Source organism: Brotonthovivens ammoniilytica, from assembly GCF_025566885.1.
Lineage (GTDB): Bacteria > Bacillota > Clostridia > Lachnospirales > Lachnospiraceae > Brotonthovivens > Brotonthovivens ammoniilytica.
Genome location: NZ_JAOQJQ010000003.1, coordinates 316,917 through 333,842, shown reverse-complemented (window position 1 = coordinate 333,842; position 16,926 = coordinate 316,917). Strand labels below are relative to the sequence as shown.

Genomic DNA, 16,926 nt, shown 5'->3' with positions numbered 1-16,926 from the left:
TTCATACAAACATTTTTTTGCTTATGCTTCCTGATAAGCAATCTCACCGGATACAATGGTCGCCATTACCTTTCCCTGTACTTCTTTTCCACCAAAAGGTGTATTATGCCCTTTAGAAAAAAACTTGTCCGGATCAATTTTGTAAGTCTCCGTCACGTTAAGCACCGTCAGATCCGCGGCTTTTCCAATTTCAATACTGCCGCACCTGTCCTGAATTTTAAGCACTTTTGCAGGATTATAGCTCATTTTTTCTGCCATCTGCATAATTGTCAGTATTCCAGGTTTTACCAGTTCTGTATAAGTCAGCGCCGCTGCCGTTTCAAGACCCACAATCCCAAAAGGAGCTTTTTTCATGGTCTGCATTTTTTCCCGTGCTGAATGCGGAGCATGATCCGTTGCAATCACATCCATCACATCCTGGCGGAGTCCTTCTCTTAAAGCCTCCACATCCTCTTTTGAACGAAGAGGCGGATTCATTTTATAATTGGCGTCATCCTGGGGTATATCATCAGATGAAAGTGTAAAATGGTGAGGGCATACTTCCGCAGTTACAGGAAGTCCGAGTTTTTTAGCTGCATGTACCATAGAAACACTGTCCTTTGTGGAACAGTGGCACAGATGTAGTCTGACCCCTGTTTCTTTTGCCAGCATAATATCTCTGGCCACAATGACATCTTCTACGGAATTTGTAATTCCCGGAAGTCCCAGGGCTCTTGACCTGGCATCCTCATTCATTACGCCGCCGTTTACCAGGTTAATATCTTCACAGTGAGCCAGCACTGCCATATCGTTCTTTGCTGCAAGCTTCATGCCTTCCCGGTACAGCTGAGCATTCATTACGGACTTTCCATCCTCACTGATAGCAGGGCTCCCGGCCATTTTCATGCCCGTAATGTCCGCAAGACGCTCCCCCTTTTGTCCTTCTGTCACAGCTCCGGCCTGAAACACATGCACCTTGGATACCGATTCTGCTTTATGATGTACATAAGAAATTACATTGGGACGGTCTGCCACAGGTTTTGTATTGGGCATAGCCACAATTGTGGTAAATCCTCCGTGAGCGGCCGCTGCCGTTCCTGTCTCAATGGTTTCCTTATATTCAAGTCCTGGATCCCTTAAGTGTACATGCAGATCAATAAATCCTGGCATTACATAACAGCCCTCTGCATCTACCACCTGGTCTGCAGAATCTGTAATTTTCTCTTCCAGTTTTGTAATTATTCCGTTTTCCGCCAGCACATCCAGCTTTTTTTCCATTTTAGACGCCGGATCCACTACCGTTCCATTTTTAATCAGAAGTGTCATTTAGAATTGAACCTCCTAGTATTTTTTCACAGTCTAAATCAATTTTATTCTAGCATTTTTCCCAGTCCCTTACAACTATATGCTACTAAAAAGAAAACCAGTCCATATCTGAAAAAAGCGGCAGACCTCCGGTTAATATTTTCTTTTGTCCCCGCAAAAGGCAGACAGGAAACTGTTTTCCCCTCTGCCTTTTCACGGAAATACTTTATTGTTTTATCTGATCCAGATAAGCTCTTATATTGGAAAGATTTGCATACTTGTGCACCTCTCCATGCTTTAAAACGACTAATGTGGGAGCCTGCATCACCTGATATTTTTCTGTCAGCTCTGGATACTCCTCTGCATCGGCAAGCTGATACTCAGTATCTGTATCTTTCAGCCATTCTTTTGCAACTGCACAGTTAGGGCAGGAGGCGGTTGTAAACAAATATACTTTCTGACCGCGGCTCTCCTTCTCAACAGGAACAAGCATCTCCGACTGAAAATCGTTTTGCTCCCGGTTCAGCTCCCTTTGCAGTTCCTGTTTTTCTGCTTCTTCATCAGTGACGGGATGTTTCAGCACAGACATTTCCGGCCGGTACAAAACTCTATTTTTATATTCCTGAGCCTTGCCGTCATTCCAGTTTTGAACAGGTCTGTAATATCCGGTAATACGACTGTAAACTTCCGCCTTTTCCCCGCAGACAGGACACTCAAAATGCTCTCCGGACAAATATCCGTGTTTTGCGCAGACGGAATATACCGGCGACATTGTATAATATGGCAGTTTATAATTTTCTGCAATTTTTCTCACAAGAGATGCCGCAGCCCTCCAGTCCGGCAGCTTTTCCCCCAGATATGCATGGAAAACGGTTCCTGATGTATACAATGTCTGAAGTTCATCCTGAATATCAAGAGCATCAAAAATATCCGCCGTATATTCCACCGGCAAATGAGAACTGTTTGTGTAAAACGGTGTATCCCCCGGCTTTCCTGCCGTGATAATATCCGGATAACGCTTTCTGTCATGCTTTGCCAGCCGGTATGTGGTGGATTCCGCCGGCGTTGCTTCCAGATTATATAAATCGCCGTACATTTCCTGGTAATCTGACAGACGCTCTCTCATGTGGTTCAACACGTTCTTTGTAAATTCCTGTGTTTTAAGATGGGTCAGATCCGCCTTCAGCCAGGAAGCATTCAGCCCTGCCTCGTTCATTCCCACCAAACCAATGGTTGAAAAATGATTTTCAAAGGAACCCAGATAACGTTTTGTATACGGATAAAGCCCTTCATTTAACAGCTTGGTAATAATTCCCCGCTTAATCTTTAAAGACCTTGCCGCAATATCCATCATCTGATCCAGTCTCCGGTAGAAATCTTCTTCATCTGACGACCGATATGCAATCCTTGGCATGTTAATGGTAACCACGCCCACAGATCCGGTGCTCTCACCGGAACCGAAAAACCCCCCTGATTTCTTCCGCAGCTCTCTTAAGTCAAGACGCAGACGGCAGCACATGGAACGGACATCCCCAGGCTGCATGTCGCTGTTAATATAATTGGAAAAATACGGCGTTCCGTATTTGGCTGTCATTTCAAAGAGCAGACGATTATTTTCTGTATCAGACCAGTCAAAATCCCTGGTGATAGAATAGGTTGGAATGGGATACTGAAATCCCCTTCCATCAGAATCACCAGCAATCATTGTTTCCAGAAATGCCTTATTTACCATATCCATCTCTTTTTTACAGTCTTTGTATTTAAAAGGCATCTCTCTGCCGCCTACAATAGCCGGAAGCTCTGCTAAATCTTCGGGAACCGTCCAGTCCAGAGTAATATTGGAAAAAGGCGCCTGGGTTCCCCAGCGGCTTGGTATATTTACTCCGAATACAAAAGACTCTATGCACTGACGCACCTGCTTATAAGAAAGATTGTCCGCCTTTACAAAGGGAGCAAGATATGTATCAAAGGATGAAAACGCCTGGGCCCCCGCCCACTCATTCTGCATCACTCCAAGGAAATTCACCATCTGATTGCAGAGCACAGCCAGATGCTTTGCAGGGCCGGAATTAATCTTGCCCGGAATCCCTCCAAGCCCCTCTTTAATCAGCTGCTTTAAAGACCAGCCCGCACAATAGCCGGTGAGCATAGACAGATCATGAAGATGAATATCCGCATTTCTGTGAGCATTTGCAATCTCTTCATCATAAATTTCTGAGAGCCAGTAGTTGGCTGTGACCGCGCCGGAGTTGCTTAAAATCAGCCCGCCGATAGAATAGGTCACGGTAGAGTTTTCTTTTACCCGCCAGTCTTCTACCTTTACATAGGAGTTTACAACTTCCCTGTAGTCCAGAATGGTTGATTTCATGGCCCGCATCTTTTCCCGCTGTTTACGGTACAGAATATAGGCTTTGGCCACCTCCTCATATCCGGCTCCCGCCAGGACTTTTTCCACACTGTCCTGTACATCTTCAATCTGAACCGTATCGTCTTTAATTTTATCCTGAAAATCTGCTGTTACACGCAGAACCAGTAGTTCAATAATATCTTCTGTATACACCTTCGCAGAAGCGTCAAAGGCCTTTTTCATGGCACTGCTGATTTTCTCCAGCCAAAATGACTGAACATCTCCGTTTCTTTTTATAATTCTGAGCATTTACTCACCCTTTCACAAATATCCGCGACATGCCTCCCGGCACATATGCCTGAATAAAAATTCCGTTTTCTCTGTAATCTTCCTGCAGTAATTCGCCGTACTGACGGATTTTTCCGATCAGCGCCGCCTGAGAATAAGGCACCAGCTGCTCAATGAGAACTTTATCTTCTCTTAGAACATCCTGCAGAATTTCTTTAAGCCGCCAGGTTCCCATTCCGGTTCTGGCTGAAATATGCAGTGTTATATCAGCCTTAAAATCCCGGTAATTATCCTCTGTTTCCAGTCTGTCGCATTTGTTAAACAGCGTGATAATCTTTTTATTCTCTACACCAAGCTCTCTTAATGTTTCATAAACAATATGCATCTGTTTGTCCCACTGGGGATTAGAAGCATCCACTACATGCAGGATAAAGTCTGCATACTTAGCTTCCTCCAGTGTACTTTTAAATGCCTCTACCAGATGATGAGGAAGCTTCCTAATAAACCCTACCGTATCTGTCAGCAAAAGCTTCTGCTTATCCGGCAGCTCTAAAAGTCTTGTGGTGGGATCCAGGGTTGCAAACAGCTGATCCTCTTCATAAACATCCGCATCTGTCAGGAAATTTAACAGCGTAGACTTCCCCGCATTGGTATAACCCACAACTGCTGCTGTTTTGATGCCGTTTTTTGTCCGCTGGCTTCTTGTAACCTCACGATGTTTTACAATATCCTTTAACTCCCGGTTCAGCTGAGCCACCCGGTGATTAATCAGCCTCCGGTCCATCTCAAGCTTTTTTTCTCCGGGGCCTCTAGTACCGATTCCGCCGCCTAGACGGGACAGAGATCTGCCAAGCCCGGCCAGTCTGCTTAACCGGTATTTCAACTGGGCCAGCTCCACCTGTATCTTTCCCTCACTGGTTCTGGCACGATCTGCAAAAATATCTAAAATCAGAAGTGTTCGGTCCATAATTTTTGTGTCCAGAACCTGCTCCATGTTTTTTATCTGAGCGGGCGTAAGTTCATCATCACATACAATCCCTGTAGCATCCAGCTCCCATAACAGTTCCCGGATCTCCTCTAACTTGCCGCTGCCCACATAAGTTCCCGGATGGATTCTGGAAAGATTCTGTATTACAGTTCCTGCTACCTGTGCCCCAGCCGTCTTCGCCAGCTGGGCCAGCTCCTCCAGAGAATCTTTTGTGTCGTCCTGTTCCTGCTCACTGACGCCCACAAGGATTACCCGCTCTTTTACCTGTTCTAAATCAAATCCTGTCATATCATTCCTTTTTATTCTTTCATCCGCTTTTCTATGATTGATCCGAGCTTGCTTCCCCTTGATTATCACTTTTTTGCTGGCTTTGATCTGTAATTCTTGTTTTCAGAAACTCAAATTCCCTTTGAGCTTCTTTGTCTTTCGGATGGTCTTTCAGATACTCTTTCATAAGCGTATACGCTTTTTGAAAGTCTCCGCTGTATTCATAGGCATAGATCCTGTTCAAACGAAGGGTCTGATTCTCTCCGTCAGTATCCAGGGCAGCCGCTTTTTCAAATGCTTCCAGGGCATTTTCATAATCGCCGGCATTCATCTCCAGTACGCCGATTTCATTTAACGCATCAATGTCTTCCGGATATTTACTGATGTATTCTTCATATACTTCCTGGGCTTTCTGGCTGTCTCCCTGAGCTTTTAACAACTGGGCCTGATACATCATAGCTTTATCATAACCTTTTTCCAGTGCTTTACTCAGCATCTTATCCGCGTTTTCATAATCTTCAAGCAGCAGGTAAATATAGCCCTGGCCACAGTACTCTTCTCCTTTTGAAGCCTTTTGCTCCAGTGCTAATTTCAGATATTCTTTACCTTTATCCTCATAATCAAAAGCGCTCAAATTTTCATAGATTTCGATATAAAGCTTATAATTATCTGGAGCCAGTTCTACCGCCTGATTATAATCACTGACGCATTTCTTCCCCTGGCCATCCGCAAGATACACACATCCTCTTAAGAAATAAGCGTCCGCATTTTCATCATCATATGTAAGAAGACTGTCATAGGTTTCAACAGCATCTTTATAATCTCCGCCTTTATACTGAGCCAGCGCTTTATAATAGCAGATATCCAATTCAATATCTCCGATTTTTCCCTTGGACTCATCTAGTGCTTTCTGAAAACTTTCTACCGCGGCATCATAATCATTTTCTTTCAATTTTAAAATTCCAAGCTGTCTGTATGATTCCTGCGCTTCACGGTCCGTTCCGCCGCATCCGGTAAGAACGGCCGGTAGTGTCAGCATCCCGGTAAGCATCAGAACAATAAGTCTTTTTCTCATTTTTTTCCTCCAACTTAAACCCTGGATTATATATCTATTGATATGGTACCTATCATAACATGTTCCGAATTCTATGTATATACTTTAACTTATACTTTAAAAGTATCCATCTGTCATACTCTTTTCTTGCGCAGCAGTACCTTTTCCGATATAATGATAAAAGTTTATTTACGATTATCATCAGGAGGTTTTCTATGAGCGAAATTAAAGATATTACACTTGCACCTTCCGGCGCCCATAAGATTGACTGGGTCCGGAAAAACTGCCCCCTTTTAAGAAGTCTGGAAGAAGAATTTGCACAGACCAGGCCCTTTGAGGGCATCCGCATCGCGCTGTCCATCCACCTGGAAGCAAAAACTGCATACCTGTGCAAAGTTCTGGCTGCCGGAGGCGCCGAAATGTTTGTTACAGGCAGCAATCCCCTTTCCACACAGGATGACGTAGCAGCTGCACTGGCTGATGCCGGTCTGAATGTTTTCGCCTGGTATAATTCCACGCCGGAAGAATATGAACATCATATTACCTGTGTACTGGAAAACAACTGCAATATTATTATTGATGACGGCGGAGACCTGGTACATATGCTTCACACAAAGCTTCAGGATAAAATCCAGTATGTTATCGGCGGATGCGAGGAAACCACAACAGGTATTATCCGTCTCATCGCCATGGCAAACAGCCAGGAACTGAAGTTCCCTATGGTTCTTGTAAACAACGCTGACTGCAAGCATCTGTTTGACAACCGTTACGGCACCGGACAGTCTGTATTTGACGGCATCAACCGCACAACCAACCTGATTGTAGCCGGCAAGCAGGTAGTGGTTGCAGGATACGGCTGGTGCGGAAAAGGCGTTGCCATGCGCGCTAAGGGTCTTGGTGCCCAGGTAATTGTAACAGAAGTAGATCCTGTGAAAGCCATTGAGGCTGTTATGGACGGATTTGACGTGATGCCAATGAGAGAGGCCGCAAAAATCGGAGACTTTTTTATTACAGTTACAGGATGCGCCGGCGTCATCAGTGAAGAAGATTTCAAAGTTATGAAAAACGGAGCCATCCTCTGCAATGCCGGCCACTTCGATGTAGAGATTGATATGAAACGTCTCCGTGAGATTGCCCTTGATACCATTGACCAGCGGAAAAATATTATCGGCTATCAGATCTCAGAAGAAAACTGGATCTATGTCCTTGCGGAGGGACGTCTTGTAAACCTGGCTGCCGGGGACGGACATCCGGCTGAAATCATGGATATGAGCTTTGCCATCCATGCTCTCAGCGCAAAATATCTGGTTGAGAACGCAGATAAATTAACGGACAAGCTGATTAATGTCCCAAAAGAAGTTGATATGGAAGTAGCAAAACGAAAACTGAATTTCCTTGGAAAAAGTATCGACACATTAACTCCACAGCAGGAGGCATATTTAAACTCTTCCAGTATTGATATGTAATGAGGTGCACAAAATCATCAAATAGATGATTGAGCGATACCCTCGCTCTATATGTATTGAAAAATCGGGAAGGAGTCTCTGTTTAAAGATTCCTTCCCGATTATTATAATTCTATCACGCTTCCGCAGTGAACATCCCGAAACTGCTCCGGATACTGCTGCTGTATCTGCACAATAGCATTTACCCCGGTACAGTGAACCGGCATCAACACTTCCGCGCCGTATTCCCTGAGCCGCTCAAGGGTCCAGGATATTTTCTCTTGACCTGCATGCATCAGATGCATTCCCGCCAGCAGACTATAAATCTTCTTTCCAGGAAACTGCTCTCTGACATAGTGCAGACAGTTTATAATTCCCGGATGGCTGCATCCTGCAAATACCAAAAGCCCCTTTGGCGTGTCAAATACAAGCATCTGCTCGTCAGACATCCGGTCCTGTTCAAACTGCCCGGCTCTTAACACAAACATTCCAGGGGAAGTCCCCTCAAGTCCCGGCGTATATGGTATATCTCCAAGCAGCCAGACGTCCTGTGAAAGCTTCTTTTTTCTCTCCTCAACAAGCACCAGGCTGCCGCAGCTTTCTTTTTTCCATGGGATCCCGATTTCTTCCTTTTCAGGCCCCTTTTTATCTGCAAACTTTGCTTCAAAAGCACGCCCCCTCACATAGACAGGGACCGGAACACTCAGCTGTCTTATCAGCGTTTCTATCCCGCCGCAGTGGTCGAAATGTCCGTGGCTTAAAATAATCCCATCTAGAGGCTCAAGAGCAAGCCCCATAGTCCGGGCATTTTTCACAAATATTCCGGTCTGTCCGGTATCAAACAGCCAGCGTTTACCACCTTCCTCTATGAGCAGAGATAATCCATGTTCACAGACAATCCCTCTCTGATATGTAAGATTCTCGCTTAAGACAAAAATTCTCACGCTTCTTTTCTCTCCTTTGTCTGTTGTGCATACAAAATACGATCCTGCTCCTGTTCGGCCTTTGCGTCTATAATCGCTTCATTTAATGACAGCATTTTGGCATCCAGCTTAGAAACAATACCCGCACATTCCTGCAGGTCCCTGCTGATATATTCCGGTGCATTTCCTTCAAATTTATAGTAAATCTTATGCTCTAGACTTGCCCAGAAATCCATGGCAATTGTCCGGATCTGTATTTCAACCTTTGTCTGTACCTCTCCGGTACTCATATGCACCGGCACGGTGATCAGCATATGATAACTCCGGTAACCGCTTTCCTTTGGGTGCTTCATATAATCTTTTACAGAAAGTATCGTAAAGTCTTCCTGTTTCCCAATCATCTCCGCCAGACGGTATATATCTGACGTAAAGGAACACACTACCCGGACTCCCGCAATATCATTGATATACTGCATCATATTTTCCATGGTACTTTCATAATTGTTGCGCTTTAGTTTTTTTACAATGCTCTCAGGTGTCTTTAATCTGGATTTGATATATTCGATGGGATTGTAGTTGTGAATATTCTGAAACTCATCGTTTAGAATCTCCAGCTTGGTACAAACTTCTTTGATGGCAGAACGGTAAAGAAACATCGCATTCTGCCACTGGTCAACATCTTGTCTGATACTGTTAGACTGCATTTTATTCCCTCCAGCCTGTGAATTAGTTACATATATTATATTCTATCAGAATTTTCATAAAATGACGCTGTCTTTTTACGTATTTCAGAAAAAATTAATATTATAACTCTACCAGAAATCCCTTCTTAGAAAGCTGCCTTTGTATTTCTTCCAAAGTCTGTTCATTATCTGCTTCCACCGTATGAAAATGATTCCCATTTGTAAGTTCCTTTAACGGTTTTGCAAAGACCTGTTCTATTTTTTTGAGGAATTCATTAATATCTGCCCGTTTACGCAAAAGCAGATCCACGGTAATCTGTCCGTATATCTCATGCTCTACTACCACATCTAAAACCGTGCCGCCGTAATCTATAATAGTATACAGCTCATCCGCCATCTGTTCATCTGTATGGCACACTGCAAAGGACCGCTTTACTTTTGTATTGGCCGTCTCCGGTTCATACAAAAGATATCCTTTATTGGTACTTAAAATATTTTTATCCACAGCTCTTAAAAGTGCAATATCCTGTACAATCACCTGCCTGCTGACGCCAAACTCTTTTGCCAGCTCTGAGCCTGAAAGGGGATGCTGCGCTTTTGAAAGCATACGCATAATATTCAGTCTTCGTGTTTCTCCCTCTGCCATCTGTTATATTCTCCTAATCTTCCTCTATTACCTGCAGTTCCAGATAGTCAAACTCAATCTGTTCCACAAAATTGTCCTGATAAAACCTGGCTTTGGCATGTCTTTTAAATTCTGCAATTGTGTTTTCAAGCCAGATAGGTTTTCCCAGGTCAAATTCGTAACATATTTCTTCCAGCGCCCGAAACACTTTATGTGTCCGGGTATCTTCAGATTCATCACAGATAGTAGTATCCTGAAGCATACGATTGTCTTTAAAAATTTTACCCCATATTCGAAACATTTATTTTCTCCTCTGTCTGTTTGTCTCATACATAAACAAAGATGCAGCCACCGCCGCATTCAGTGATTCCAGCCTGCCTTCCATGGGAATTTTCACATATTCATCCGCAAGTTCTGCCAGCTGATCTGTCAGCCCGTTTCCCTCGTTTCCGATTAAAAAGGCACTGGCCTTCTTATAATCCGGTTCATCATAACAACAGGTGCCCTTTAAATGAGCTGCATACACCCGTACCCCCAGTTCTTTCAATTCTAGTACAGCTGCCGGCAGATCTTTAGCCGTCACAAAAGGAACCCGGTAAATGCTGCCCATGGTAGACCGGATCGTCTTAGGATTGTAGATGTCAGCTGTACTTCCATCCATAATCACCCCTGAAAAGCCTGCGCCCTCGGCGCTGCGGAACATAGTTCCCAGATTTCCCGGATCCTGAATATTTTCAAGTACTAATAAACATGGATCCGGCTGTTCTACCAAATCTTTCAGCTCCCAGGACGCCTGTTCCACCAGACATAAAACTCCCTGGGGAGTTTTGGTATCTGACACATAGGAAAACACAAAATCCGCCAGAACTTCATATCTGTGATTTAACAGTGCCTCTCCATGTTCCCTTTCAAAAGATTCAGAAACATATACCTGTCTGATTCTATCCTCCGGCGCTTCCTGAAACATTTTCAATCCTTCTGCCAGAAATACATTCTGTTCTTTTCGCACTTTCGCTTTCTTTTTCAGCTGAACCAGATTTTTTACCTGCTGATTTCCGGTACTTGTTATCATCTGACTATGTCTCTCCTGTCTGCTGTTTGATAAAAGGCGAAGCGTTCCAGACACTTTTTGTCTGTACCTGCTCCGCCTGTCGTTTTCATTGACTGCCGTTATCTTAAATTGAAAGATTTTTGGCAATGGAATACTGGTAATCTGAAATATCTTTGGTCATAGCCAGAGCCTCATCCACATCATCATCACAGAATTTACCGTCCCGATAGCTGACAATACGTTTGGATTTACCCTCGCATAAAATATCCACTGCATAAGCGCCCATGGTAGATGCATACACACGGTCTTTGCAGGTAGGACTTCCACCTCTTTGCATATGTCCGAGAATCGTTGCCCTTGCTTCCATGCCGGTTGCAGCTTCAATCCTTCTAGCAAGGCTTGTGGAATGACCGATTCCTTCCGCATTTATAATTATATAATGTTTCTTGCCGCGCTTACGGTTTTCAATAATGCTGTTTACAATTTTCTGCTCATCATAATTATACTTTTCAGGAAGCAGAATCCGTTCCGCGCCATTGGCAAGTCCGCACCACAGCGCAATATATCCCGCGCTTCTTCCCATAACTTCTATAATGCTGCACCGTTCATGAGAAGTGGATGTATCCCGGATTTTATCAATTGCCTGCATGGCTGTATTCACAGCTGTATCAAAACCAATGGTATAATCGGTACAGGCAATATCCAGATCAATAGTTCCCGGAATGCCGATGGTATTGATTCCCTGAGCAGCCAGCTTCTGCGCTCCCCGAAAAGAACCGTCTCCGCCGATAATCACCATTCCATCTATTCCATGCTTACGGCAGATCTCTGCCGCCTGCTGCTGTACCTCGGGCTCTTTAAACTCCGGACAGCGGGCTGTCAGAAGCATAGTGCCGCCTCTTTGAATAATATCGGAAACATGCTTTGCTTCCAGATCAACGATTTCCTCATCCAGCAGTCCGGCGTAACCGCGCTTAATACCTTTTACTTTTTTTCCTTTTGAAATTGCCTGACGTACCACTGCGCGAATGGCAGCGTTCATGCCCGGCGCATCTCCGCCGCTTGTTAAAACGCCAATTGTCTTAATATCTTTTCCCATGACAATTCCTCCTGTCTTTCATCGCTCCCCCGTCACCGACTGTTTCTTATTCTAATGGTTTTTCAACTATTTTTCAATGGACTTTTCCAAAACTTTGACATTATTTTCACCAAGTTTTTCTTTCAGCTTGGCAACCAGCGCCTGATCTGCCAGTACACCCATATTCGCTCCCAGACGTTTCATTGCTTTTAAAGAAGAAATATAGACTACAATCTGATCATAACCATCTGATACATCTAATATTTCTTTGATTTCCTGCATTTTATCTTCATAGGCTTCTTTTGTATCAAACTGCAGCCATACCTCTCTTCTGGCATCCCGGAAAGAATATATTTTTTCACAGATCAGTTTTCCGTTTTTATCCTCTTCCACAGATACCCTTCCCCGCACAAAGATCTTACTGTCCTCCTCTAAAAGCTGATGATACCGCTCATAGTCCCTTGGGAAAATAATAACCTCCACAGTGCCCACCAGATCTTCCAGCGAAATAAAAGCCATAGTCTTATTATTTCTTGTATATTTTACTGTTTTCTCAGCAATCATCCCCCCCACCATAACACTCTCACCATCATGGACTCGGGTACTTCCGGTTTCCTCATCCAGAATAAAATCTGACGTTACTCTTGTAATATTTTTCTTCCATTTTTCTTCATATTCTTCCATAGGATGTCCGCTGATATACACACCAAGCACTTCTTTTTCCATGGCCAGCCGTTCTTCTTTTTCAAATTCTCCCACATTTGGAAGTTTCAGTTCATACTCCTTTTTCTCTTCCTCCGAAACCAGATCAAACAGCGACATCTGTCCTGTCATAGAGTTTTTTCTCTCCTGCTGCACCGAGTCCATAACCAGGATATAAACCTGCATAAACTGTTTTCTGGTTCCGCCCAGACCGTCTAGAGCTCCTGCCTTAATAAAATTTTCAACGGCACGTTTATTTACCTCTCTTCCTGCCAGACGTTCAATAAAGTCTTTCAAAGATGTAAAAAGTCCGTTCTTCTCCCGTTCTGCCACAATCGCCTCGATCACCGGCCGCCCGATGCTTTTAATTGCTGACAGTCCATAGCGGATGGCATTTCCTGATACGGAAAAACTGCCTTCTCCCTCATTAATATCCGGAGGAAGAACCTCAATTCCCATCTGCCGGCAGGTCATAATATATTCAGATACTTTTGATGAGTTATCAATGACCGAGGTCATCAAAGCCGCCATAAATGCCACCGGATAGTAATATTTCAGATACGCAGTCTGATAGGAAACAACCGCATAGGCCGCCGCATGAGATTTATTAAAGGCATATTTGGCAAAATCTATCATTTCATCAAAAATCTTATTGGCTGTCCTTTCGCTGATGCCGTTTGCAATACAGCCTGGAACCCCTTCTTCCTGATTGCCATAAACAAAATTCTGACGTTCCTTTTCCATAACAGAAGTTTTCTTTTTGGACATGGCACGCCGCACAAGATCACTCCGCCCCAGGGTATAGCCTGCCAGATCCCGTACAATCTGCATCACCTGTTCCTGATAAACGATACACCCATATGTGGGGGACAAGATGGGCTCAAGCTGAGGACAGTCATAGGTAATCTGAGAGGCATTGTTTTTCCCCCTGATATAGGCGGGAATAAAATCCATTGGACCGGGACGGTACAGAGAAATACCGGCAATAATATCTTCCAGATTCTGAGGCTTTAACTCCTTGATGAAATTTTTCATCCCTGCACTTTCCAGCTGGAATACCCCTTCTGTTTTACCGGTGCCAAGAGAGTCTAAGACAGCTTTATCATTATAATCTATATGGTCAATATCTATGGATATCCCCTGGCTTTTTTCCACCAGCTTCACTGCATTTTGTATCACCGTCAGTGTCCGAAGGCCCAGAAAGTCCATTTTTAAAAGCCCCAGCTCCTCTAGTGTTGTCATAGTAAACTGGGTGGTAATAGAACCATCGGAAGCCCTTGATAACGGAACATACTCATCCACAGACTTCTGGCTGATTACTACCCCGGCGGCATGCATAGATGTATGGCGGGGCAGACCTTCCAGACGCTTTGCCATATCGACCAGTTCTTTTACACTGGCATCTGATTCATACAGCCCCCTTAGCTCCCGGTTTTTCACAAGGGCACTCTCAATGGTAATTCCAAGCTCGTTTGGAATCATCTTTGCAATATTATCAACAAAGGCATAGGGCAGATCCATAACACGCCCTACATCCCGTATTACTCCTCTGGCCGCAAAGGTACCAAAGGTCACAATCTGCACCACGCGGTCTTTTCCGTATTTTCCTACCACATAGTCGATCACTTCCTGGCGCCTTTCAAAACAGAAATCAATATCAATATCCGGCATGGAAACACGTTCCGGATTTAAAAAACGCTCAAACAGCAGACTGTAGCGGACCGGATCCAGCTTTGTAATACCCAGCGTATAAGAAACCAGACTTCCGGCAGCACTCCCTCTTCCGGGTCCTACAATAATATCATTTTCCCTTGCAAATCGGATAAAGTCCCATACAATCAGAAAGTAATCCACATACCCCATTTTCTGAATAATCGAAAGCTCATATTCCAGTTTGGGTTTTAGTTCCTCTGCCCGTTCCTGATAACGGTCATTTAAACCGTCAAAACACAGTTTATTCAGATATTCCCAGGATGTGAACCCATCCGGGACCTCAAATTTCGGCAGCTTGGTTACTCCAAACTCAATGTCCACATGACAGCGGTCCGCAATTTTCTGGGTATTTTCCAGAGCCTTTAGGGCATACGGAAACAGTTCTTTCATTTCCTGTTCTGACTTTACATAATACTGGCCGCCCTCATAACGCATACGGTTTTCGTCTGCGCGCTTTTTACCGGTCTGAATACAAAGGAGAATATCATGGGGCTCCACGTCATCCTCATATGTATAATGAATATCATTGGTGGCAACCAATTCAATCCCAAGCTCCTGACTCATACGCATCAGCTGCGGATTCACTTTGGCCTGCTCAGGAATACCATGATCCTGCAGCTCCAGAAAGAAATTTCCCTTTCCAAAACAGGCTTCATATTTCAGCGCTGCATTTTTAGCTTCTTCATACTGCTCTCTGACCAGAGCCCTTTGCACTTCTCCTGCCAGGCAGGCGCTCAAGGCAATGATCCCCTCATGATAGGTTTCCAGAACTTCCATATCAACTCTGGGCCGGTAATAATATCCCTCCACAAATCCTTTGGATACAATTTTCATCAGGTTGCTGTAGCCTGTATTGTTTTCCGCCAGCAGTACCAGATGATAATACCGGTCCTCTCCATGTACATTTTCCCGGTCAAATCTGGAATTTGGCGCCACATATACCTCACAGCCAAGAATCGGATTAATTCCGGCGCTGCGTGCCTCCCGGTAAAAATCTATAACACCGAACATAACGCCATGGTCGGTAATAGCCGCGCTGTTCATCCCCAGCTCCTTCACCCGGCTGACATATTCCTTAATTTTATTTGAACCGTCCAGCAGACTGTATTCTGTATGGACATGAAGATGCGCAAACGCCATAATATTTCATCCTTTCGTACTCATTCATAAACGATTCTTCTGGTGAAGTAAGTTTACTACATTTTTTTATAACAGGCAATGTACAGACTCAATTATCTTTTCCCTCCCATAAGCTCTGTTTCCTGCCATCGGTACCTGCTATCATTTTCCAAACAGGAAATATTAAAAAAATTTTAAATATAAAATTATGTAAATTCAGCCATACTATGCTATACTGATTACCATGTGTCACTGAGGCACTTTTATTTAACTTGTATTATTTAAGAATATATAGGAGGCATAACAAGAAACATGATTAATTTTTTCAAAAGCTTTCTTCCGTTTATCCTGTTTTTCCTGATTCAGCTGGCTGTAACAATTCCCATGATGGTAATTCAGGTTATTATTCATTTCCTTTTTTCAGATACACCTGCCGATACCGGCGTTAATTTTATATCTTATACACTGTCCCTTTTACAGGATACCGCTTTTTTGCAAAGACTTTCTGTTGTATTTTCTATTACCATAATTATTATTTTTGGAATCTGGTACCGGAAGGTATTTGTAACTCCTTTTCGCAAGAAGAAAAAAAGATACTGGAGCGGATTTTCTGTTCACATTTTTTTTGCCCTGATTTTCCTGGCATTTGGACTTCAATACATCACAGTGCTTTTAACCAGCGGGATCTCCTGGATTCGTCCGGAATGGATGGTTACTTATAATCAGACCTTATATTCTGCAGGATTTGATGCAATATCCATTCTTCTTGCAATATATACCATCATTTTAGCACCAATTGGGGAAGAAATTGCTTTTCGGGGACTGACTTACCGCTTTGCCAGAAAGGCTCTTCCTTTCTGGGGGGCCAATATTCTACAGGCCGCCTTGTTTGGACTTATGCACATGAATGTGGTTCAGGGCATTTACTCTTTCTTTCTGGGACTGATTCTTGGCTGGCTCTGCCGTACCGGACGCAGTATTAAATATGCTGTGATTCTTCACATGCTGTATAATCTCCTGGGAAGTATCTTCTCCGGCTTCTTTGACCTGACCACGGCCTTTAGTTTTGCAGGATTTTCAGCCATCGGCATTGCATTGACCATCTTCGCACTTTATATTTATAACAGTGAATTCCAGATTCAAAATGACCGGTTTGTAAAAGAATGAAAAGGAATGTGCCCTTTCACATTCCTGAGTCAAACATAGTTGTCTGCAGCATAAAAAAGAATCCTGCCACGGCAGGGTTTTCCGCCTGCGGCGGGTCGCTTTTGCGACATGACTCCATTCCGCCGCAGTGCGATCCACAGCGGAGCGTTTTTTTGCTCTATAGGAATCGGTACTTTTCAGCTTTATCACAACA

General features: G+C 43.8%; 13 protein-coding genes. 2 read left to right on the top strand and 11 right to left on the bottom strand.

Annotation, left to right across the window (positions count from 1 at the left end; all coding sequences use genetic code 11):
- Nucleotides 1-21 precede the first annotated feature (21 nt).
- The 4 genes from OCV88_RS09520 to OCV88_RS09505 all read right to left on the bottom strand — a co-directional run bounded on the left by OCV88_RS09520 (nt 22) and on the right by OCV88_RS09505 (nt 6,249).
- Nucleotides 22-1,305, bottom strand: a complete 1,284-nt coding sequence (locus OCV88_RS09520; RefSeq protein ID WP_158425272.1) for a dihydroorotase — start codon at nt 1,303-1,305, stop codon at nt 22-24.
- A 205-nt stretch (nt 1,306-1,510) separates the two neighbouring features.
- Nucleotides 1,511-3,940 (bottom strand): ribonucleoside triphosphate reductase, encoded by a 2,430-nt coding sequence (locus OCV88_RS09515; RefSeq protein ID WP_158425271.1) that lies wholly within the window; start codon nt 3,938-3,940, stop codon nt 1,511-1,513.
- A gap of 4 nt (nt 3,941-3,944) precedes the next feature.
- Nucleotides 3,945-5,195, bottom strand: coding sequence for a GTPase HflX (hflX, locus tag OCV88_RS09510; protein WP_158425270.1), 1,251 nt, complete (start codon nt 5,193-5,195; stop codon nt 3,945-3,947).
- A gap of 31 nt (nt 5,196-5,226) precedes the next feature.
- A complete protein-coding gene (locus OCV88_RS09505) occupies nt 5,227-6,249 on the bottom strand; it encodes a tetratricopeptide repeat protein (RefSeq protein ID WP_158425269.1) in 1,023 nt (340 codons plus the stop codon).
- Nucleotides 6,250-6,443: 194 nt separating this feature from the next.
- On the opposite strand from OCV88_RS09505, the gene OCV88_RS09500 reads away from it, so the two are divergent.
- Entirely contained in the window at nt 6,444-7,694 is a 1,251-nt protein-coding gene (locus OCV88_RS09500) for an adenosylhomocysteinase (RefSeq protein WP_158425268.1), read from the top strand.
- Nucleotides 7,695-7,797: 103 nt separating this feature from the next.
- Here the strand turns inward: OCV88_RS09500 and OCV88_RS09495 are convergent, their stop codons facing one another.
- The 7 genes from OCV88_RS09495 to OCV88_RS09465 all read right to left on the bottom strand — a co-directional run bounded on the left by OCV88_RS09495 (nt 7,798) and on the right by OCV88_RS09465 (nt 15,587).
- Nucleotides 7,798-8,616 carry an MBL fold metallo-hydrolase gene (locus tag OCV88_RS09495; protein WP_158425267.1) on the bottom strand — a complete coding sequence of 273 codons (819 nt, stop codon included), beginning with the start codon at nt 8,614-8,616 and terminating at the stop codon, nt 7,798-7,800.
- The gene (locus tag OCV88_RS09490; RefSeq protein ID WP_158425266.1) at nt 8,613-9,299 is read right to left on the bottom strand and encodes a GTP pyrophosphokinase; all 687 of its coding nucleotides are present in this window, start codon (nt 9,297-9,299) and stop codon (nt 8,613-8,615) included. Before OCV88_RS09490 ends, OCV88_RS09495 begins: the two co-directional genes overlap by 4 nt.
- Before the next feature lie 100 nt (nt 9,300-9,399).
- Entirely contained in the window at nt 9,400-9,924 is a 525-nt protein-coding gene (locus OCV88_RS09485) for a transcription repressor NadR (protein WP_158425265.1), read from the bottom strand.
- Between the two features lie 13 nt (nt 9,925-9,937).
- Complete coding sequence (locus tag OCV88_RS09480) at nt 9,938-10,204, bottom strand: hypothetical protein (RefSeq protein WP_158425264.1); 267 nt, start codon at nt 10,202-10,204, stop codon at nt 9,938-9,940.
- A complete protein-coding gene (locus OCV88_RS09475; protein WP_158425263.1) occupies nt 10,205-10,975 on the bottom strand; it encodes a TrmH family RNA methyltransferase in 771 nt (256 codons plus the stop codon).
- Between the two features lie 103 nt (nt 10,976-11,078).
- Complete coding sequence (gene pfkA, locus OCV88_RS09470) at nt 11,079-12,053, bottom strand: 6-phosphofructokinase (RefSeq protein ID WP_158425262.1); 975 nt, start codon at nt 12,051-12,053, stop codon at nt 11,079-11,081.
- A gap of 66 nt (nt 12,054-12,119) precedes the next feature.
- A complete protein-coding gene (locus OCV88_RS09465; RefSeq protein WP_158425261.1) occupies nt 12,120-15,587 on the bottom strand; it encodes a DNA polymerase III subunit alpha in 3,468 nt (1,155 codons plus the stop codon).
- A 291-nt stretch (nt 15,588-15,878) separates the two neighbouring features.
- On the opposite strand from OCV88_RS09465, the gene OCV88_RS09460 reads away from it, so the two are divergent.
- On the top strand, nt 15,879-16,733 hold the full coding sequence (locus OCV88_RS09460; protein WP_158425260.1) for a CPBP family intramembrane glutamic endopeptidase: 855 nt from the start codon (nt 15,879-15,881) through the stop codon (nt 16,731-16,733).
- Nucleotides 16,734-16,926: the final 193 nt, after the last annotated feature.